Genomic DNA, 20345 nt, shown 5'->3' on the forward strand with positions numbered 1-20345 from the left:
CCTCGGATCTCCTCTAGTCGGGCAACCGCGTCAGTCGACGACGGTCAGGTCTTTGCTGGTGCGGGTGAGCAGTTCCGGGCCCCCCTTGCGAACCACGAGCGTATCCTCGATCCGGACGCCACCGCGGCCGGGGAAATACACGCCTGGCTCGACGGTCACCGCCACGCCATTGAGCAGTGTACCCGTGCCCGTTTTGGCGATTCCGGGCGCTTCGTGGATCTGTAGTCCGACACCGTGGCCGAGGCCGTGCACGAACAGCTCGCCGTAGCCCGCCGCCTCGATGACCGAGCGGGAGGCCGCGTCCACCGATTTGGTCGAAACGCCTGGCTTCAGGGCTTCGCGACCGGCCCGCTGGGAGGCGTGGACCAGGTCGTAGATCTCGCGCTGCCAGTCCGAGGCCTTGCCGAGGACGAAGGTGCGGGTCATATCCGAGTGGTAGCCGCCGATCATGGCCCCGAAGTCCATTTTCACGAAGTCGCCGGTGGCCAGCACCGCCTCGGTGGGACGGTGGTGCGGGACAGCCGAATTCACGCCCGCGGCGACAATGGTCTCGAAGGCGATGCCGTCCGCGCCGTGTTCGAACATGAGCCATTCGAGTTCGCGCGCCACCTGGCGTTCGGTGCGGCCGGGGCGCAGGCCGCCGCGCTCGAGCAGGGTGGCCAGCGCGGCATCGGCGGCGTCGCAGGCGGCGCGCAGGCGGCCCACCTCGAATTCGTCCTTGACCATGCGCAATTGCTCGACCAGGCCCGGGGTGGGCACGAACTCGAGGCCGGTGCCGAGGGCCTGGAAGCCGCGGTGCTGCTCGACGGTGAGGACGTGGCTCTCGAATCCGACTCGGCCGGTTTGCCATTCGCCCGCGATCTCCACCACCCGTCGGGCGCTGGCGCGATTGATCTCGGCGCGCAGATCCGGCACCTGTTCGCCGACCTGGGTGCGGTAGCGGCCGTCGGTGCAGATGACGGTGCGGTCCTCGGTGGTGTCCCAGGCGTAGACCAGCAGCGCCGCATTGGATCCGGTGAATCCGGTGAGGTAGCGGATATTGATCAGATCCGTCACCAACAGGGCGTCGACACGGTTCTCCACCAGCAGGTCGCGCAGCGCGGCTCGCCGTAGTGCGAAGTTCGGACGTGGGCCCGGGTCGTGATCAGCCATGCGTCCAAGCTACAGCCGACGTGTCGGGACACCGACACGCAACACGTGGAAACGCCCGGTCGGAGCGGTGGTTGTTCACATGTGCCGGAGTTGTCCACAAATCGAGAATCGGTGGTCCGCAAGGCGGTTCGGTGCGGCAGGGTCGAGGCATGGACCCGCTGCCCCTGCTTCTGCTCACGATCTGGTGTGCGGTGCTCAGCGGAATCGACCTGCGCCGCCGACGGTTACCGAACGCCTTGACGCTGCCCGGCGCCGGGCTGGTGCTGGGTTACGGCGCGCTGTCGGGGCGGTTGACGGTGGCGCTGGTCGGGGCGCTCCTACTTGTGCTGCCGTATCTGGTGATTCATCTGATCGCACCGGCGGCGCTCGGGGCCGGGGATGTGAAACTCGCCATCGGGCTGGGTGCGGCGACCGCCCTCGGCGGGGCGCAGGCGTGGGTGTGGGCGGCGGTGCTGGCACCCGTCGCGACGGCCCTCGCGGGTGTGGCGGCAATACTCGCGCAAACGCCGCGACCTCGGGATTCGCCGACGCGACCGGACGCGGGCCGGACCGTCGCGCACGGTCCGGCGATGTGCCTGGCCAGTGTGCTGGCCCTGACCTTCACAGTGTGCTGGCGCTGACGCGGACACGCTGGCGTCGGGCTGCGCCGGACCTGCGTGTCGGAGCGACCGTATTCGCATGGAAAGATAGGAGCCGTGTTGCGCTGGATAACTGCCGGAGAATCCCATGGTCCCGCTCTTGTCACCATTCTCGAGGGAATGGTGGCCGGTGTCGAGGTGACCTCCGCCGACATTGCCGCGCAGCTGGCGCGCCGCCGACTCGGCTACGGCCGCGGCGCGCGCATGAAGTTCGAGGCCGACGCGGTCACCATGATCGGCGGTGTGCGCCACGGCAAGACCATGGGCGGACCGGTCGCCATCGAGGTGGGCAACTCCGAATGGCCCAAGTGGACCCAGGTCATGTCGGCCGATCCGGTCGACGAGGCCGAGCTGGCCGAGTTGGCGCGCAACGCGCCGCTCACCCGGCCGCGGCCCGGCCACGCCGACTACTCGGGCATGCTCAAGTACGGCTTCGACGACGCGCGTCCGGTGCTCGAGCGCGCGAGTGCGCGTGAGACCGCCGCGCGCGTGGCGGCGGGCACCGTGGCCAAGCAGTTCCTGCGCCAGGCGCTCGGCGTCGAGGTGATCTCGCATGTGATCTCCATCGGCGGGGCCGCCAACACCACGGGTGTGGTGCCGTCGGCGTCGGATCTGGCGGCGATCGACGAGAGCCCGGTGCGGGCCTTCGACAAGGACGCCGAGGCGGCCATGATCGCCGAGATCGAGGCGGCGAAGAAGGATGGCGACACCCTCGGTGGCGTGGTCGAGGTCGTGATCGAGGGGCTGCCCGTCGGCCTGGGATCGTTCATCAGCGGTGCCGACCGGTTGGATTCGCGACTCGCCGCCGCGCTCATGGGCATTCAGGCCATCAAGGGTGTCGAGGTCGGTGACGGGTTCGAGACCGCGCGCCGCCGCGGCAGCCAGGCCCACGACGAGATGAAGCCCGGCCCCGACGGCGTGCTGCGCTCCACCAATCGCGCGGGCGGACTCGAGGGCGGTATGACCAATGGCGAGCCGCTGCGGGTGCGCGCCGCCATGAAGCCGATCTCCACCGTGCCGAGGGCGCTGTCCACCGTCGATATGTCCACCGGTGACGAGGCGGTCGCCATTCATCAGCGTTCGGATGTGTGCGCCGTGCCCGCCGCCGGTGTGGTGGCCGAGGCCATGGTCGCGCTGGTGGTGGCGCAGGCGGCGCTGGAGAAGTTCGGCGGCGACTCGCTGACCGAGACCGTCGACAATCTCAACAGCTACCTGAAGCGCATCAATGCCCGGCCGCATATTCCGGGCGCCACGCCGCGGTGACCGATGAGACCGGTCCGTCGGGGGTGGAGTCACCGACCCCGGCGGATGCGGACGCGACAGTCGAGAACGACGAGCGGGCGGTCTCGGTAGTACTGGTCGGGCCGCCCGGTGCGGGCAAATCGACCATCGGCCGCAAACTCGCGCGTGAACTCGGCGTCGACCTCTACGACACCGATGCCGGAATCGAGGAGCAGACCGGACGCACCATTCCGGAGATCTTCGCCGAGCACGGCGAACCGGAGTTCCGCCGCATCGAGGAACAGGTGGTGCGCGACGCCGTGCGCACCCACCGCGGCGTCATCTCCTTGGGCGGTGGCTCCGTGCTGTCCGCCGCCACCCGCGAGGTGCTGCGCGGCCACACCGTCATCTACCTGGAAATCAGTGTGGGCGAAGGGCTCCGCCGCACCGGCGCGAGCACCAACCGCCCGCTGCTGGCGGGTGACGACCCCGCCAAGAAGTACCGCGAACTCATGAAGATCCGCCGCCCCCTCTACCGCGAGGTGGCGACCATCCGGGTACGCACCGACGGCCGCTCCCCCGGCCGCGTCGTCCGCATGATCCTCGCCAAACTCGGCATCGAACCGACCGAGCGCCCCGAGGACTCGACCCCCAGCACATCCGAAACCCCGGCCGCCAGCGGCAAATCCCGCTCCCGCCGCCGTCGCCGCGGACGTGGTCGCGGCGACGCGCAAACGCGAAGCGACACGAATCCCACTGCCACAGAGACGGATTCGTCGAATGCCGCCCCCGCCGCCGTCACGGTCACCACGAGCACGACGGACACCCCACAGCGTGGAAGCGCAGCACGCCAAGACACCGACAACGCCGGTGGCGATCCGCCCAAACGCAAACGCCGCAGCCGCCGCTCGCGCCGCCGCCGTGGTGGCGAGTCGGCGTCGCAAGCCGCAGTGGGAAACACCGACACGCAACCCGTCTCGACCGAAACAACCGACGGAGCAACGTCGGCCGACACACCGCGGTCGCCCTCCACCACAGCTGGTGTTCCCGTCGCCGCTCCGGACAAATCAGGCTCAGCGAGTCGATCCGCCGGTCGACGCGGCCGCTCGCGCCGCGCGACGCGCCCCACCGGTCCGGCCGACCCGAATTCCACGGCAGCAGAACGGGTTTCGCGTAACTCTCCGCCGAGAGGCGTCGCGTCGGACGAGACCGCCGTCGCTGGTGCCGTTACGCCCCAGAGCGACCCGAACGCCGAGCGCGACAGCTTCGGTCCGGACAGCACCGGGACAAATTCCGAGCACGGCGGACTGGCCGCGGGCAGCAGTCGTGAGGATGCTGGTCGCGGCGACGCGAATCCTGGCGGCGGACAGAGGGGCTCGGCCGGGGCGGGCGAGGAGTCCGCCGCGAACCCCTCCCCCGGGCGGTCTCGGCGCGCTCGCGCTCGGCGGGCTCGGGCCCGTCGGTTGCGTGGTGAGCAGGGGGATGAACAGCGATCAGCGGTACCACCCGCACGAGAAGAATCGGAGCTGCACTGATGAGCGAGCCGACCCGTATCGACGTTCGTACCGCGGACCCGTATCCGGTGATTATCGGGCGTGGACTGTTGGGGGATCTGGTGGATCAGGTCACCGAGAAGTCCGGGGTGCGGACCGTCGCCATCTTCTATCAGCCGCCGTTGGCCGAGACGGCAGAGGTGGTGCGCAAGGCGTTGGTGGACAAGGGGATCGACGCGCACCGGGTGGAGATTCCGGATGCGGAGGCCGGTAAGGATCTGCAGGTCGCGGGCTTCTGCTGGGAGGTGCTCGGGCGAATCGGGCTGACCCGCAAGGATGTCGTCGTGAGCCTGGGCGGTGGCGCGGCCACCGACCTCGCGGGTTTCGTCGCCGCCACCTGGATGCGCGGTGTGAGCATCGTGCACGTGCCGACCACCCTGTTGGCCATGGTCGACGCGGCCGTGGGCGGCAAGACCGGCATCAATACCGAGGCGGGCAAGAACCTCGTCGGATCGTTCCACGAACCGTCCGCCGTCCTGGTCGATCTGGCGACCCTGGAGACCGTGCCGCGCAACGAGATCATCGCGGGCATGGCCGAGATCATCAAGGCCGGTTTCATCGCCGACCCCGTCATTCTCGACCTGATCGAACGCGATCCGGAGGCCGCCCTCGACCCCACCGGCGAGGTGCTGCCGGAGCTGATCCGCCGCGCCATCCAGGTCAAGGCCGATGTGGTCGCCGCCGACCTCAAGGAATCCGACCTCCGCGAAATCCTCAACTACGGGCATACGCTCGGCCACGCCATCGAACGCCGCGAGCGCTACCGGTGGCGGCACGGCGCGGCCGTCTCGGTCGGTCTCGTGTTCGCGGCCGAACTGGGCCGTCTCGCGGGCCGCCTCGACGATGCCACCGCCGATCGCCACGCCGCCATTCTCGCCAGCATCGGCCTGCCCATCAGCTATGACGCCGAGGCGCTCCCCGATCTGCTCAAGTCCATGCAGACCGACAAGAAGACTCAGTCGGGCGTACTGCGTTTCGTGGTCCTCGACGGCCTCGCCAAGCCCGGCCGCCTCGAAGGGCCGGATCCGAGCCTGCTCGCGGCCGCCTACTCGGCGGTCGCCCGCAACGAGAACCCCGGCGGCGGAGCGATTCTCCTCTGAGCCGTTCCGAAAATGGTTGGACGCGCTCGCGTCCGACTCGATAGTGTGTCCCCGACCGTGACGTCACGCGAGGAGGTGAGACCCATGAACGCTGCAACCATGTGGGTGCTCCCACTCGTGTGCACGGTCGGGCGATCGAGGTAGGTGTCGCCGGGAGCGCCTGAGAAGCACTCCCGAAAGGCACTGCCATGCACGTCATCTCCGAGACATCGTCGAACGGTGTCATCGAACGCACTTTCACCCTGGGCGACATCACCGGTGTGCTGTGGTCACCGGAATCCGCCGCCGACGGTGCGCCGCTGCTGCTGTCCGGGCATCCCGCCGGTATGGACAAGAAGGCTCCGATCCATGTGGCCCGCGCCCACGCGTCGGTCACCACCGACGGCTTCCATGTCGCCACCATCGACATACCCGGCCACGGCGACCGGCCCCGAACCGCGCGGGACAACCACCTGATCGACGGATTCCGCCGGGCGCGAGCCGATGGCGATCCGTCGTTCGGCCGCATCCTCGCCGACTACTGCGCCTGCGTGGCCGAACGCGCGGTCCCGGAATGGCGGGCCACCATCGACGCCTTGCAGTCACTGCCCGACATCGGTGCGGGTGCGCCGATCGGCTACGTCGGCATGTCGCTGTCCAGTGCGATCGGAATCCCGCTGACGGCAAACGAACCCAGAATCACCGCGGCCATGTTCGGTTGGGCCTCCGCGCACGACGACCTCCTGGAAGCGGCCAAACGCGTCACCGTGCCGATCGAGTACCTGCTCCCGTGGGACGACCAGGAGATCCCCCGCGAGTTCGGTCTCGAACTGTTCGGCGCTTTCGCCTCGGAAAACAAAGTGCTGCATGCCTTCCCGGGCGGGCATCACCAGGTGCCGAGGGATGGCGGAGTAGACACCCGGTTCTTCGCCCGGCACCTCGGGGGCGTGAGCGCCGCGTGAGGTGAACAGGTTTCGGCGACCGGCCCGCGCCGGTCGCCGCTACCCTGGTTGCCATCGAACGAACGCGTGAGGTTCGGATATGGCTTGTCGCTCCATCGTTCTCGTCGCGGCACTGCTCGCGGCGTTCCTGATCGCCGCGTGCGACGAGCCGTCCGGACGGGGTGAGAACGATCCCCCCGCGGCGCGTGATTCGGACATTCTGGTGGCGGTGGACGATTCGGCGATCGTATTGAACGGCGACAGGGCCGGTGAATCGCGCGTCCCCTTCTTCGAATTGCGGCGCGACGGCACGGTTTTCACCACGGTGAAGGCCACCGCCCAGCAGAGCGAATTCGGTGTCTACTCGGCAAAGCTCACCGGCGAGGGTATCGAACAGGTCCGCGCGTGGTTCAGCGATATCGCGTTCAACGACGCCAGTTACCCCGAACTCAACGTGACCGACCTGCCCATCACCTTCGTGTACGCGAACTTCGACGCACCGGTCGGCGTCTCGGTCTACGGCGTGGACCTGAGGTCCAGCCAACCGTCCGGCACCGGCGAACGGCGCACACTGTCGGAGGTGATCCACCGGCTGCGGACCTTGCCCGACGACGAACGCCTCACCACTCAACGCCGCGCACCGTACACACCGACCGCGCTCGATATCGACCTCGCCCCGGCGACGCCGGAACAAGACAAGGAACTCGACTCCCCCGCCGCATGGCCACTCGACACGCCACTCACCCAACGTCGCCTCGGCGGCGGCGGGTACTCGCCGCTGTGCGTCACGATCGACGGCGCGGAGGCCGCCACGCTCGTCGGGCTCCGGACCGGGAACGACCTGTACCGGCAATCGCATTGGTCGACCGGCGCGGCACCCGGTTCCGGGCTCCCCACGTCGGTCTTCGTGACGGTGCACCCGCTGCTGCGTGGCCGGACAGGGTGCAGCACGGCCGCACCTCATCCGGAAGCGCCGCACCGTCTGATCGCGAGGCCGCTGCACGAAGTCGAACTCGCCGATCCGGCGGCCTGGAACCGGCGGTATCCGGCCGAGCGGCTGACGACCGCGAGCGGGCTGGAAGTCTATGCCGCGGTGGCGATTCTGATCCGGGGCCTGCACACCGGTTCGGTGGCCGGACAGGCGAACGGCAGCCGCGACGGCACCGAACTGCACGCGCCGACCGGCTCGGCCCTCAGCTGGTACGAGTTTCGCTTCGTGGCGGCCGAGGTCGATGGCCTACGCCATATCGACCTCGAAGCCACCTACGAGGCAATCTCTCCCACGTCGACACAACCGATGACCTGGTTCGCCCGCATCGACCTCACCGCCGAAACCGTCACCGCTCTCGATCTGACCTAGCGATCCCGTCAGGACACCGGTTCGCCAGTGCGCGGCCCGGTTTCGTACTCGGACAGGTCGACGCGGGCGGTGGCTCGGGCATACGCGATGTGCGAGCCGGGCCAGACCGCGAACACTTTGCCGGTCTCGGTGTGGTACCAGCCGGGGCAGCCGCTGGTGAATACCGTTGCGGCCAAACGCCGTTGCAGCTTCCGGTTGAAGGCGTCCTGGATCTCACGGCGCACGTCGAGCCAGGTACCGGTGCGGGCACTGTGTTCGAGCGCGAGCCGGGCGTAGCGCGCCTGCTTCTCCAACAGGAAGATGATGGTGTTGGTGAGCGACCCGGTATTGGGCCCGAACATCATGAACAGGTTCGGATATCCCGACACCGTCAGGCCCAGATAGGATTCCGGCCCCGACTTCCACTCGGTGCGCAGTGTGCGACCGTCGCGCCCGGTGATATCGATCGGGGCGAGGTAATCGGCGGCCGCGAAGCCGGTGCACCAGATGATCACATCGGCGTCGACCACCGTGCCGTCGGTGAGTTCCAGGCCCGATTCCCGCACCCGCGCAACACCTTCGGTGTGCACCTCGGCGTGGTCGCGATCCAGGGCCGGATACCAGTCGTTGGACAGCAGCACCCGGTTACAGCCGACCTTGTAGTCCGGGGTGACCTTGCGGCGCAGTTCGGGGTCGCGGATCTCGCGGCGGATCTTCCAGTGCAGCCAGGCGTGCAGTACGCCGCGCAACGGATCGAAGGCGTTGAAGATGATCGGAACACGCGTCTCGTACCACAGCCACTCCAGATTGTGCTGGGCGCGAGCCAGACCGGGCACCGTGCGAATCAGCCAGCGCATACGCGGGTTGGTCTTGTGATTCCACTTGTTGGCCACCCAGTTCGGGGAGCGCTGAACGACATGCAGCTCCCCCACCCGGTCGACAATGGCCGGGACGAGCTGGATGGCGCTGGCCCCACTGCCCACCACCGCCACGCGCTTGCCGGTGAGATCCACCGAATCGTCCCACTCCGCGGAGTGAAAGTTCTTGCCCGCGAAGGTATCCAATCCGTCGATCGCCGGAATCTTGGGCAGCGACAGCTGGCCGGTCGCGCAGATCAGCGCGTCGAACCAGTGCCGCTCACCACCGGCCAGCTCCACCTCCCAGCGCCCGCTGGCCTCGTCGAAACTCGCGGCGACCACCTCGGTATTGGTCCGAACCTTCGGCGCGACACCGTATTTGACCGCGCACCGCTCCAAGTAGGCGCGAATCTCGCCGTGCGTGCCGAACCGCTGCGACCACTCCGACTCCAGTTCGAAGGAGTACGAGTAGGTCGGCGACGGCACATCGCAGGCCGCGCCCGGATAGTGGTTGGCCCGCCACACGCCGCCCACGCCGTCGCCGCGTTCGAAGACGGTGTACTCGCCGATGCCGTGGCGCTCCAGTTCGATGGCCGCGGCCAAGCCGCCGAAGCCAGCGCCGATGATCGCGACGGATATCCCCGCGCCGCCGGTCTTCTCGGTCGCGCTCATGCGATGTTCCGCCCCTTCGATCCCTCGACACGATTCAGGTATGCCGCCCGCACGGCGGTATCGGCCTTGCCGATGGTGTCGTGCGTACCGAGCAGACGGCCGATGCGATTGGCCAGGTTCTCCGGCAGCGGCGTCAGCACCCGCGCCGCCGCCCCGGTGAGCGCGGGAATCACCCGTCGTCCACCGCGCCCGCTCGCCACCGCGGCCACCACCGCCCGCGCCACGTCGCCGGGCTCGACGAACCCGATGCGCCGGGCCAGCCAATTCGGCGTCAATCCCGCGATCAGTTCGGTATTCACGAACGCCGGGCAGATGGTGGACACCGCGACCCCGTGCTCCGCGAGTTCCTGGTGCAGCGCCGCGCTCATGCCGACCACCGCGAACTTCGAGGCGCAGTACGTCGCCACACCGGGTGTGCCGACCACGCCCAATATCGAGGCGACATTGACGATGTGACCGCGGCCCTCGAGCGCGAACCGCCGCCCGGCCAGTTTCGACCCGATGAGCACACCCCGCAGATTGATGTCGATCGTCCGGTCGGCCACCTCCAGCGGCTCGTCCAGGAATCGCCCCGTCGGCATGATGCCCGCATTGTTGACCAACGTGTCGAGTCCGCCCAGTCGCGCTTCGACGGTGTCGAGGAAGGTCTCGAACGACTGCGCGTCGGTCACGTCGAGCGGTACTCCGACCACCGGGCAGCCGAACGACTCCGACAGCGCCGCAGCGGTTCTCACCACCTCCTCGGCGTCGATATCGCCGATCGCGACACTCGCCCCCGCCGCCAGAAAGGCTTCCGCGGTCGCCCGGCCGATCCCTCTCGCCCCGCCGGTGATCGCCACCCGCGCGCCGTGAACATCACTACTCATCATCGAGTCCTTGCCTGTGTGGTGTGTGACCAGGCTAGGCACGCAACCACCCGGCGACCATGTGGGCCGCGGCCAAAACTTGATCATCGCGGCCAAATCCGTGACGATCGGCACATGACCGATCGGCTGAACCTGCCCCGCTCGACCATGAGCGCGGCCCTTCTGGTCGAACTCGGCACCGAACACGGCCTGACCCTCGCGCAATGCCTGCGCGGCTCCGGGATCACGCCCGCCGACCTGGAGAATCCGCGCGCGGAGATCCGCGCCCGCCAGGAGCTGCACGTGGTGCGCAACCTCGTGACCGCGCTGGGCGACATCCCGGGCCTCGGACTCCAGGCGGGCCAGCGCTATCACCTGTACTCCCATGGGATTTGGGCGTTCGCGGTGCTCAGCAGCCCGACGGTGCGCCACGCCTGGCGAGTGGGCGTGGAGTACATGGACATCGCCTACTCGTTCGGCCGCTGGCGTTTCGACGAACACAACGGCGACACCGCCGTCGCCGTCGTCGACTACTCCGGCCTCCCCGACGATGTGCGCACCTTCCTGCTCGAACGCGATATCGCCGAACTGATCACCGTCGACCGCGAGGTGTTCGGGGCCCCGGTCTCGCCCAGCATGGTCGAACTGTCCTGCCCCGCACCGGCATACGCCGATATGTTCACCGAGCTGATCGGCGTCGAACCGGTCTACGACGCACCGGTCACCCGCATCACCATGACCGACGAGATCCTGAATCTGCCCATGCCCCAGGCGAATCCGCATGCCGCCGCGGTGGCCGAGCAGCAGGCCGTCGACATCATGCAGCGCCGCCGCGAACGCCAGGGCACTGCGGCCCGGGTGCGCGCCGCGCTGCTCACCCACGGCGTGGCCACCAGTCAGGAGGAGATCGCGGCCCAACTGCGCATGAGCGTGCGCACCCTGCGCCGCCGCCTCGACGCCGAGGGCATCTCCTTCCGGGACCTGGCCACCGAGACGCGCCAACTGCTGGCCGAGGAGCTGCTCACCATCGGCACCACGGTGGAAGACGTCGCCCAGCGCCTCGGGTACGCCGACGCCTCCAGCTTCACCCACGCCTTCACCCGCTGGACCGGCACCACCCCGGGCCGCTTCGCCAGGGCCCGCCGATAACCCCCTGACCCTTGACTCGTTCCAGACAACGGACAAGACTCTCGGACGTGCCTACGGCCACGGAATTCCAGCAGATGCTGCGGGGAGTTTCGCTGCGCGTGACAGCACCACGGGTCGCGGTGCTGGGCGCGGTGCACGACAACCCGCACGCCGATACCGATTCGATCATTCGCGCCGTCCGAGCCCGACTCTCGGCGGTCTCGCACCAGGCGGTGTACGACTCACTGCACACCCTCACCGCCGCGGGACTCATTCGGTGTATTCAGCCCTCCGGTTCGGTGGCGCGGTACGAGTCGCGAGTCGGCGACAACCACCATCACGTCGTCTGCCGCGACTGCGGGGCCATCGCCGACGTCGACTGCGCGGTCGGCGAAGCGCCCTGCCTCACCGCCTCCGACACCCACGGCTTCGCGATCGACGAGGCCGAGGTCATCTACTGGGGACGGTGCCCCGACTGCGCCGCCGCCAGCGCACCACAGACCTGATCGCAGCCCGCACCACCATTCAGGAAAGGAATATCGTGACCTCCGATAGCCGCCCACCCACTCCTGACACCGAGACTCGCAGCGAGAGCGAGAGCGAGAACCCGGCGATCCCCTCGCCGACACCCAAGACCGACCACCGTCCGCGCACCAACAAGGACTGGTGGCCGGAGCAGATCGACGTCTCGGTGCTGCACGCCCACTCGTCCAAGGCCAATCCGCTCGGCGAGAATTTCGACTACGCCAAGGAATTCCAGTCCCTCGATGTCGAGGCGCTCAAGGCCGATGTCGCCGCGGTGCTGACCGATTCGCAGGACTGGTGGCCCGCCGACTACGGCAACTACGGCGGCCTGTTCATCCGGATGAGCTGGCATGCGGCGGGCACCTACCGCATCGCCGACGGACGCGGCGGCGGCGGGCAGGGCGCGCAGCGGTTCGCGCCGCTCAACAGCTGGCCCGACAATGCCAATCTGGACAAGGCCCGACGCCTGCTGTGGCCGGTGAAGCAGAAGTACGGCACCAAGATCTCCTGGGCCGACCTGCTGGTGTTCGCCGGAAACGTGGCCCTCGAGTCGATGGGCTTCAAGACCTTCGGATTCGGCTTCGGCCGCCCCGACATCTGGGAGCCGGAGGAGGTGTTCTGGGGTCCGGAGGACACCTGGCTCGGCGATGAGCGCTACAGCGGCGACCGCGAGCTGTCGAATCCGCTCGGCGCGGTCCAGATGGGCCTGATCTACGTGAATCCCGAGGGCCCCAACGGCCGTCCGGACCCGATCGCCGCCGCCCGCGACATTCGAGAAACCTTCGCGCGCATGGCGATGAACGACGAGGAGACCGCCGCGCTCATCGTCGGCGGCCACAGCTTCGGCAAGACCCACGGTGCGGGTGACGCCGATCTGGTCGGCCCCGAACCCGAAGCCGCACCGATCGAACAGCAGGGCCTGGGGTGGAAGAGCTCCTTCGGCAGCGGTAAGGGCAAGGACGCCATCACCAGCGGTCTCGAGGTCGTCTGGACCTCCACTCCGACCAAGTGGGGCAACGGTTTTCTGCAGAATCTCTACGGCTTCGAATGGGAGCTGACCAAGAGCCCCGCCGGGGCGTGGCAGTGGCAGGCCAAGGGCGGCGAGGGCACCATCCCCGACCCGTTCGGCGGACCGGCGCGCACCCCGACCATGCTCACCACCGACCTGGCGCTGCGCGAGGACCCGATCTACCGGGAGATCACCAGCCGCTGGCTGGAGCATCCCGAGGAGCTCGCCGAGGCCTTCGCCAAGGCCTGGTACAAGCTGCTGCACCGCGATATGGGACCGATCAGCCGCTACCTGGGACCCTGGGTGCCCGAACCGCAGCTGTGGCAGGACCCGGTGCCCGCGGTCGATCACGCCCTCGTCGACGACCAGGACATCGCGGCGCTCAAGGCCAAGATTCTCGAGTCCGGCCTGTCGACCGCGCAGCTGGTCAAGACCGCGTGGGCGTCGGCCGCGAGCTTCCGCAGCACCGACAAGCGCGGCGGCGCGAACGGCGCTCGGATTCGGCTCGAGCCCCAGAAGAACTGGGAGGTCAACGAACCCGCCGAACTGGCCAAGGTGCTGCCGGTCCTCGAACAGATCCAGCAGGACTTCAACGGCTCGGCATCCGGCGGCAAGAAGGTCTCGCTCGCCGACCTGATCATCCTGGCCGGATCCGCCGCCATCGAGAAGGCGGCCAAGGACGCGGGCCACGACATCACGGTGCCGTTCGCCCCCGGCCGCACCGATGCCACGCAGGCCAACACCGATGTGGACTCCTTCGCGGTGCTCGAACCGCGCGCCGACGGTTTCCGCAACTACGTGCGCGTCGGTGAGAAGGCCCCGCTGGAGCGGCTGCTGCTCGAGCGGGCCTACATGCTCGATGTGACGGCTCCGGAATTGACGGTCCTGATCGGCGGCCTGCGTGCGCTCGGCGCGAATTACGGTGGCAGCGAACACGGTGTCTTCACCGATCGGCCGGGCGCGTTGACCACCGACTTCTTCGTCAATCTGCTCGATATGAACACCGAGTGGAAGCCGTCGGAGTCGGCGGAGAACGTCTTCGAGGGCGTCGACCGGGCCTCCGGTCAGCGCAAGTGGACGGCCACCGCCAACGACCTCGTCTTCGGCTCGCACTCGCAGTTGCGCGCGATCGCCGAGGTGTACGCGCAGCGCGATGCCCAGGCCCGGTTCGTGAACGACTTCGTGGCCGCCTGGGTCAAGGTCGTGAACAACGACCGGTTCGATCTCGCCTGACCTCCCGCGAAAACAACGGTGCCGCATCCCCATCGGGGATGCGGCACCGTGTGTTCGTGGACCGGGCTCAGGCCGCGGCGGGTTCCTTCTTCAGGCTCGGCGCCGCGTTGTCCTTGCCCTTGGCTTCGCGGCGGACCAGGAAGCGGCCGACGGTCACGCCGATAACGCCCGGAATGAAGATGAGCAGCACGATGAACGACGCGCCCGCGGTGATCTCGAACAGGAAGCCGTTGTCGCCGAGGTCGAACTTCGGGAGGAAGTCGAGGATCCAGGCCACCGCGCCCGCACCGATACCGCCCGCCAGACCGGCCTTCAGCCAGCGCATGGTGAGGTCGGCGTTCGCGCCGGAACGCTCGTCCGCGCGGCCGTCCAGCACACCCCACGCGACGACGGCGGCCACCAGGACGAGCAGGCCCAACGGGCGCATCCAGGAGCCTTGGGTCGGCCAGTCCACCATGGCGAAGCCGAGCACGGTCCGGAGCACTACGGTCAGCGCTCCGAGGCCTACGGCGCGCAACACCCACGCATTCATGTCGATCACCCTAACCTGTCCGGCTCCGCCGCCGAACTGAAACTCGTTTCAGAATTACGGTCATTCTCGCAGCGCGGCCGCCATCTCGGCGCGCGGGGCCGATTTTCCGGTGAACTGCTCGACCTGACCGTAGGCCTGATTCAGCAGCATCTCGAGACCGCTGATGACGGTGTGGCCCGCGCGTGTCACCGCCTCGGCGAGCGGAGTGGGCCACGGGTTGTAGATGGCGTCCAGTACAACGGGGGCCTGCGCGACCGCGTCGGCGACGGGCGCGGCCGCGTTGGACGGGACCGTGCTCACGACGGCATCGACATCGGAGCACACGAAACCCACGGTCTCCGGGTCGAAGTCGATGATCTCGGCCGACATGCCCAGGCGCTCGGCCAATTCCAGGGTGTCGGCGGCGCGGCCCTTGTCCCGGGCGACGATCGTGACGGTGTGCGCGCCCAGATCGGCGAGAGCCAACAGCGCCGGGCGCGCGGTACCGCCCGCGCCCAGCACCACGGCGCGCGCCAACTCCGTGACACAGCCGCCCTCCAGCGCGCCGCGCACCCCGTCCACATCGGTACAGTCGGCGCGCCAACCATTCTCGGTGCGCAGCAGGGTGTTCGCCGATCCGACCAGTTCGGCCCGATCGGTCCGCTCCCCCGCGTAGGCGAGCGCGGCGACCTTGCCGGGCATGGTCACCGACAGGCCGACCCATTCCGGTCCGAGCCCGTCCACGAAGCCCGGCAAGCGCTCGGCATCGCATTCGACACGTTCGTAGGTCCAGTTCAGACCCAGCGCGCGGTAGGCCGCGAGATGCAGTTGCGGCGAACGCGAATGCGCGATCGGGCTGCCCAGTACGGCCGCGCGGCGCACCTCATCGTCCACTGTCGAGAATCCCACTGTCCTCGGCCTTCTTGATATTGCGCAGGTGCTCGTTGTAGTCCTCGGTGAACAGCGTGGTGCCCTGCTTGTCGATGGTCACGAAGTACAACCACGGCCCGGACGCCGGATTCTCCATGGCGCGCAAGGCATCCAGGGACGGCGCGGCGATCGGAGTGGCGGGCAGACCGGCCATGGCATAGGTGTTCCACGGCGTCTTCGTGGCGCGGTCGGCGTCGGTGGTGGCGACCTCGGTCTTGTCCAGGGTGTAGTTGACCGTGGAGTCGAACTGCAAGGGCTGGTCCACCTTCAGCCGGTTCACGATTACGCGCGCGACCTTCGCCATGTCCTGGGGCAGCGCCTCGCGCTCCACCAGCGAGGCGGCGACGAGGGTTTCGTAGGGGCTCAGGCTGTTCGCCGCACCCGACTGCAACAGACCGGTCGCCTCGTAACTGGCGGCGCTCTCCGAAACCAGTTGCCGCAGAATCTGTTCCGGCGTGCCGGAGGGATCGAAATCCCAGGTACCGGCGGAGATCAGACCCTCGAGCTGGCGGCTGCGATCGGGCACCTCACGGACCCGGTCCAGCGCCCACTGCGGGACGCCGAGCGACACCGGATCGGCGGCACCGGCCGCGTCCAACTGTTCGTAGGTCACGCATTTGCTGGCGACACAGCTGGCTTCGGCGATCTTGCGGTAGATGCCCTCCTTGCGGGCGCCGGTGTGCACATCGCTGGAGTCGTGCAGCTGGCGGCCCTCGGAGATGACCAGGTTGCCGACGCGAGACTGCTTGCCCACCAACGTCGCCACCGCCTCGGCGGCCGGGCTGTGCGTCGGAATGGCGTAGTAGCCGGGTTGCAGCGAATTCATACCGTCGTTCTGGACGGCGGCCTCGTAGAACGCGCCGCTGCTGGCGACCACGCCCTTCTCGAACATGGATTTGGCGATCTGACTGGCGGTGTCACCGGCGTGCACCCGCACCACGGTCACCGGACCGCTCGGACCGGCGAAATCCTCGGGCGGGGTGTAGCGGTCCATCACCTTCAGCACCGCGAATCCCGTTGCGCCCGCGAACAGCAGCGCGAAGACGAAACCGAAGATCCACAGATTGCGGCGACGGCGCTTGCGCTCGGCGGCCTTGCGCGACGCGGCGCGCGAGGAGCGGCGGGAGCGCTGCACGCCCGCGCGGGTCCCGGACTTGCCGCGCGTGCCGCCGCTCGGCGTGCGTCTGCCGACCATGCGCGGCGGCGCGTCGGGTTCGGCGGCCTCGCGGCGCGAGCGATCCCCGGCCCGCCGCATGGTCTCGCGCTGCGGGGGTTCGTCCTCATCGGTGTATCGGGGGATGACGGTGGTGTCGTCCTCGTAGTCGTCCGCCACCTCATCCCAGTCGAGGTCATCGCGACGATAACGACGTTCGGCGTCCTGCCGGTATCGTTCCTCGGCTCGCGTCCAGCGGTCCGTCATGCATCATCCCCGCGGTCGACCGACTTCAAAAGCGCACTCCGTTCGTCCAACCATCCTTGCAGGATCGATACGGCGGCCGCCTGATCGATGACCCGCCGCTGCCCGCGTGCGCGAACTCCACTGTCCCGCAACGCGCGTGCAGCTGACACCGTAGTCAAACGTTCGTCGGAAAGTCGCACCGGCACCGGGGCCACCAACTGCCGCAAACGTTCAGCGAATACGGTGGCGAGCTTCGCGGAGGATCCGTTCTCGCCGCGCAGGGTGCGCGGCAGACCAACGATCACCTCGACCGCCTCGTACTCCCGCACAATATCGGCAATTCGCGTCAGCTCGGGTGCAATCGCGCCCTTGGGAATCTGTTTCGCGCGTTGCACGGTCTCGACGGGCGTGGCGAGTATGCCGTCCGGATCGCATGCCGCGACACCGATTCGGACAGTACCGACATCGATGCCGATGCGCCGACCGCGGCCCGGATCATCGGCCGGATCGGGTCGGGCGGGTTCGATGGTCGGTCGTGGAGGCCGGGCACCGCTGTCGGCGCCCGGCCGTGCTGTACCGGAGTCGTCCATCAGCCGACGAGCTCGGCCACCCGCGCCCGTACCGCGGCCAGCCCGGCCGCGATGCCCGACGGGTCCGAACCCGCGCCCTGTGCCATCTCCGGCTTGCCGCCGCCGCGACCGGCGATGCTCGGACCGAACGCGCCGACCAGGTCACCGGCCTTGACGCCGAGGTCCTGGGCGGCCTTGGTCACGGCCACCACGAACGGCACCTTGCCATCGGCATTGCCGAGCAGCACCACGATGGCGGGCTGAGTTCCGAAGCGGCCCTTGATATCGGAGACCAGATTGCGCAGATCGCCCGCGCCCACGCCCTCGGGCGCGGCCTCGGCGACCAGCAGCACCTCACCCACGCGCTGCGCGGCGTCGACGAACTTGCCCGCCGAGGCGAGCACGGCGGCCATCTTGGTGCGCTCGAGCTCCTTCTCGGCGACCTTGAGGCGCTCCACCAGCTGTTCGACGCGCGCGGGAACCTCTTCCGAGGGCACCTTCAGCGAGGAGGCGACACCGGCCAGCAGCGCGCGCTCCTTGGCGAGGTACTTGTAGGAGTCCAGGCCCACGAAGGCCTCCACGCGGCGCACGCCCGAGCCGACCGAGGATTCACCGAGCAGGGTGATCGGGCCGATCTGCGAGGAGTGGCGCACGTGCGTGCCGCCGCACAGCTCCATGGAGAACGGTCCGCCGATCTCCACGACGCGCACCTGATCGCCGTAGTTCTCGCCGAACAGCGCCAGCGCGCCCATCTTCTTGGCCGAGGGCAGATCGGTGACGAAGGTGTTCACCGCGAAGTCGTCGGCGACGGCGTCGTTGGAGACCGCCTCGATATCGGCCTTCTGCTGCTCGGAGAGCTGGCCCTGCCAGTTGAAGTCGAAGCGCAGGTAGCCGGGCTTGTTGAGCGAACCGGCCTGAACGGCGTTGGGGCCCAACACCTGTCGCAGCGCGGCGTGCACCATGTGGGTGCCGGAGTGGCCCTGGGTCGCGCCGTGCCGCCAGGACGGGTCGGCCTGGGCGAGCACCACATCGCCCTCGGTGATCTGGCCGTGTTCGACGGTGGCCTTGTGCACCCACAGCTTCTTGGCGATCTTCTGCACATCGTTGACGCGCAGCTTCAGGCCGTTGGAGGCGGTGATGGTGCCGCGGTCGGCGATCTGACCGCCGGACTCGGCGTAGAGCGGGCTGCGGTCGAGAATGACCTCGACATCGGTCCCGGTGTCGGCGACCGGCACCCGCACGCCGTCCTTGATCAGCGCGAGAACCGTTGCCTCGGAAGTCAGTTCGTCGAAGCCGGTGAACTCGGTGGCGCCACGGTCGACCAGTTCCTTGTAGATGGACAGGTCGGCGTGGGCGTGCTTGCGCTGCTGCGCATCCTCTTTCGCGCGCTGGCGCTGCTGCGCCATGAGCGAGCGGAAGCCGTCCTCGTCCACCTCGAGGCCCGCCTCGGCGGCCATTTCGAGGGTGAGGTCGATCGGGAAGCCGTAGGTGTCGTGCAGGGTGAAGGCATCCGAACCGGCGATCTTCTTGCCGCCCTTGGCCTTCACCTCGTCGACGGTCTCATCGAAGAGTTTGGAGCCGGTGTTCAGCGTCTTGAGGAAGGCCGTCTCCTCGCCCACCGCGACGGTCTCGATGCGGCGGAAGTCGGTGGCCAGCTCCGGGTAGGACGGGGCCATGAGATCGCTGACGACCTTCATGAACTCGGCCATGACCGGCTTCTCCGCACCCAGGATGCGGGCCGAGCGCACGATGCGGCGCAGCAGGCGGCGCAGCACGTAGCCGCGGCCGTCGTTGCCCGGGTTCACGCCGTCGGCGATGAGCATGGCGGAGCTGCGCACGTGATCGGCGATGACGCGGAAGCGCACATCGGCGGCGTGCTCGACGCCGTAGGACTTGCCGGTCAGCTCCTCGGCCTTGTCGATGATCGGGCGCAGCAGATCGGTCTCGTAGACGTTCTCGACACCCTGCAGCAGCATGGCGACACGCTCGATGCCCATACCGGTGTCGATGTTCTTCTTGGGCAGCGATCCGATCGGCGGGTGGCCCAGCTTGGGGCTCAGCTCGCCGCGGATGTCCTGCATGAACACCAGGTTCCAGATCTCGAGGTAGCGGTCCTCGTCGGCGACCGGGCCGCCTTCCTTGCCGTAGGCCGGGCCGCGATCGTAGTAGATCTCCGAGCACGGGCCACCGGGGCCGGGCACGCCCATATCCCAGTAGTTGTCCTTGCCGTCACGGAACTGGATGCGCTCTTTGGGGATTCCGGCGACGCGCTCCCAGATCTCGGCGGCCTCGGGATCGGACTCGTAGGCGGTCACCCAGATGCGCTCGGGATCGAAGCCGAACCCGCCCTCTTCCTGGGACTTGCTGATCAGCTCCCAGGCGAGGGTGATGGCACCCTCCTTGAAGTAGTCGCCGAAGGAGAAGTTGCCCGCCATCTGGAAGAAGGTGTTGTGGCGCGTGGTGACGCCGACCTCTTCGATATCACCGGTCCGCACACACTTCTGCACGCTCGTGGCCCGCGAGTAGGGCGCTGCTTCCTGGCCCAGGAAGTAGGGCTTGAACTGGACCATGCCCGCATTGACGAACAGCAGGTTGGGGTCGGGCAGGACCAGCGAGGCACTCGGTACCTCGGTGTGTCCCGCACGAACGAAATGCTCCAGGAAGCGCCGTCGAATCTCGTGGGTCTGCACAGGTATCCAGCCTACCGGTGCCGGTCCTGCGGGTTTTAGCCGACCACCGGGCGG

Annotated in this window: 16 protein-coding genes and 1 pseudogene; 9 read left to right on the top strand and 8 right to left on the bottom strand. The window is 68.3% G+C overall.

Annotated features, from left to right (window positions below):
* Positions 1-30: 30 nt before the first annotated feature.
* Positions 31-1152, bottom strand: coding sequence for a M24 family metallopeptidase (locus ACIBH2_RS05805; protein ID WP_397113885.1), 1122 nt, complete (start codon positions 1150-1152; stop codon positions 31-33).
* Between the two features lie 149 nt (positions 1153-1301).
* Between ACIBH2_RS05805 and ACIBH2_RS05810 the strand changes: the two genes are divergently transcribed.
* The 6 genes and pseudogenes from ACIBH2_RS05810 (at position 1302) to ACIBH2_RS05835 (ending at position 7944) form a co-directional block, all read left to right on the top strand.
* Positions 1302-1772: a prepilin peptidase gene (locus ACIBH2_RS05810; RefSeq protein WP_397113887.1), complete on the top strand. Its 471-nt coding sequence runs from the start codon at positions 1302-1304 to the stop codon at positions 1770-1772.
* A 75-nt stretch (positions 1773-1847) separates the two neighbouring features.
* Positions 1848-3053, top strand: coding sequence for a chorismate synthase (aroC, locus tag ACIBH2_RS05815; RefSeq protein ID WP_397113889.1), 1206 nt, complete (start codon positions 1848-1850; stop codon positions 3051-3053).
* Between the two features lie 92 nt (positions 3054-3145).
* Positions 3146-3625 (top strand): annotated as a pseudogene (locus tag ACIBH2_RS05820) (shikimate kinase); the annotation flags it as partial.
* Between the two features lie 920 nt (positions 3626-4545).
* A complete protein-coding gene (aroB, locus tag ACIBH2_RS05825; RefSeq protein ID WP_397113891.1) occupies positions 4546-5664 on the top strand; it encodes a 3-dehydroquinate synthase in 1119 nt (372 codons plus the stop codon).
* A gap of 188 nt (positions 5665-5852) precedes the next feature.
* Positions 5853-6605 (top strand): alpha/beta hydrolase, encoded by a 753-nt coding sequence (locus ACIBH2_RS05830; RefSeq protein WP_397113893.1) that lies wholly within the window; start codon positions 5853-5855, stop codon positions 6603-6605.
* 79 nt (positions 6606-6684) lie between these two features.
* On the top strand, positions 6685-7944 hold the full coding sequence (locus ACIBH2_RS05835; RefSeq protein ID WP_397113895.1) for a hypothetical protein: 1260 nt from the start codon (positions 6685-6687) through the stop codon (positions 7942-7944).
* A gap of 8 nt (positions 7945-7952) precedes the next feature.
* On the opposite strand, the gene ACIBH2_RS05840 is transcribed toward ACIBH2_RS05835, so the two are convergent.
* Both ACIBH2_RS05840 and ACIBH2_RS05845 read right to left on the bottom strand, forming a co-directional pair.
* A complete protein-coding gene (locus ACIBH2_RS05840; protein WP_397113897.1) occupies positions 7953-9452 on the bottom strand; it encodes a flavin-containing monooxygenase in 1500 nt (499 codons plus the stop codon).
* Positions 9449-10318 carry an SDR family oxidoreductase gene (locus ACIBH2_RS05845; protein ID WP_397113899.1) on the bottom strand — a complete coding sequence of 290 codons (870 nt, stop codon included), beginning with the start codon at positions 10316-10318 and terminating at the stop codon, positions 9449-9451. Before ACIBH2_RS05845 ends, ACIBH2_RS05840 begins: the two co-directional genes overlap by 4 nt.
* Before the next feature lie 114 nt (positions 10319-10432).
* Here ACIBH2_RS05845 and ACIBH2_RS05850 point away from each other — a divergent pair, with 114 nt between their 5' ends.
* The 3 genes from ACIBH2_RS05850 to katG all read left to right on the top strand — a co-directional run bounded on the left by ACIBH2_RS05850 (position 10433) and on the right by katG (position 14192).
* The gene (locus ACIBH2_RS05850) at positions 10433-11446 is read left to right on the top strand and encodes an AraC family transcriptional regulator (RefSeq protein ID WP_397113901.1); all 1014 of its coding nucleotides are present in this window, start codon (positions 10433-10435) and stop codon (positions 11444-11446) included.
* Positions 11447-11520: 74 nt separating this feature from the next.
* Positions 11521-11931: a Fur family transcriptional regulator gene (locus ACIBH2_RS05855; protein WP_397116830.1), complete on the top strand. Its 411-nt coding sequence runs from the start codon at positions 11521-11523 to the stop codon at positions 11929-11931.
* A 35-nt stretch (positions 11932-11966) separates the two neighbouring features.
* Positions 11967-14192, top strand: a complete 2226-nt coding sequence (gene katG / locus ACIBH2_RS05860) for a catalase/peroxidase HPI (RefSeq protein WP_397113903.1) — start codon at positions 11967-11969, stop codon at positions 14190-14192.
* A gap of 67 nt (positions 14193-14259) precedes the next feature.
* On the opposite strand, the gene ACIBH2_RS05865 is transcribed toward katG, so the two are convergent.
* From ACIBH2_RS05865 to alaS, 5 genes are read right to left on the bottom strand one after another with little or no spacing between them, the layout of a single operon-like run.
* A complete protein-coding gene (locus ACIBH2_RS05865; RefSeq protein ID WP_397113905.1) occupies positions 14260-14724 on the bottom strand; it encodes a B-4DMT family transporter in 465 nt (154 codons plus the stop codon).
* A gap of 60 nt (positions 14725-14784) precedes the next feature.
* A complete protein-coding gene (locus ACIBH2_RS05870; RefSeq protein WP_397116832.1) occupies positions 14785-15597 on the bottom strand; it encodes a shikimate dehydrogenase in 813 nt (270 codons plus the stop codon).
* Positions 15587-17053 (bottom strand): endolytic transglycosylase MltG, encoded by a 1467-nt coding sequence (mltG, locus tag ACIBH2_RS05875; RefSeq protein WP_397113907.1) that lies wholly within the window; start codon positions 17051-17053, stop codon positions 15587-15589. Before mltG ends, ACIBH2_RS05870 begins: the two co-directional genes overlap by 11 nt.
* Positions 17050-17622, bottom strand: coding sequence for a Holliday junction resolvase RuvX (gene ruvX, locus ACIBH2_RS05880; RefSeq protein WP_397113910.1), 573 nt, complete (start codon positions 17620-17622; stop codon positions 17050-17052). The genes mltG and ruvX overlap by 4 nt, the downstream gene beginning before the upstream one ends.
* Entirely contained in the window at positions 17622-20291 is a 2670-nt protein-coding gene (gene alaS / locus ACIBH2_RS05885; protein ID WP_397113912.1) for an alanine--tRNA ligase, read from the bottom strand. Before alaS ends, ruvX begins: the two co-directional genes overlap by 1 nt.
* Positions 20292-20345 lie beyond the last annotated feature (54 nt).

It is taken from the genome of Nocardia sp. NPDC050406, assembly GCF_044459025.1.
Lineage (GTDB): Bacteria > Actinomycetota > Actinomycetes > Mycobacteriales > Mycobacteriaceae > Nocardia.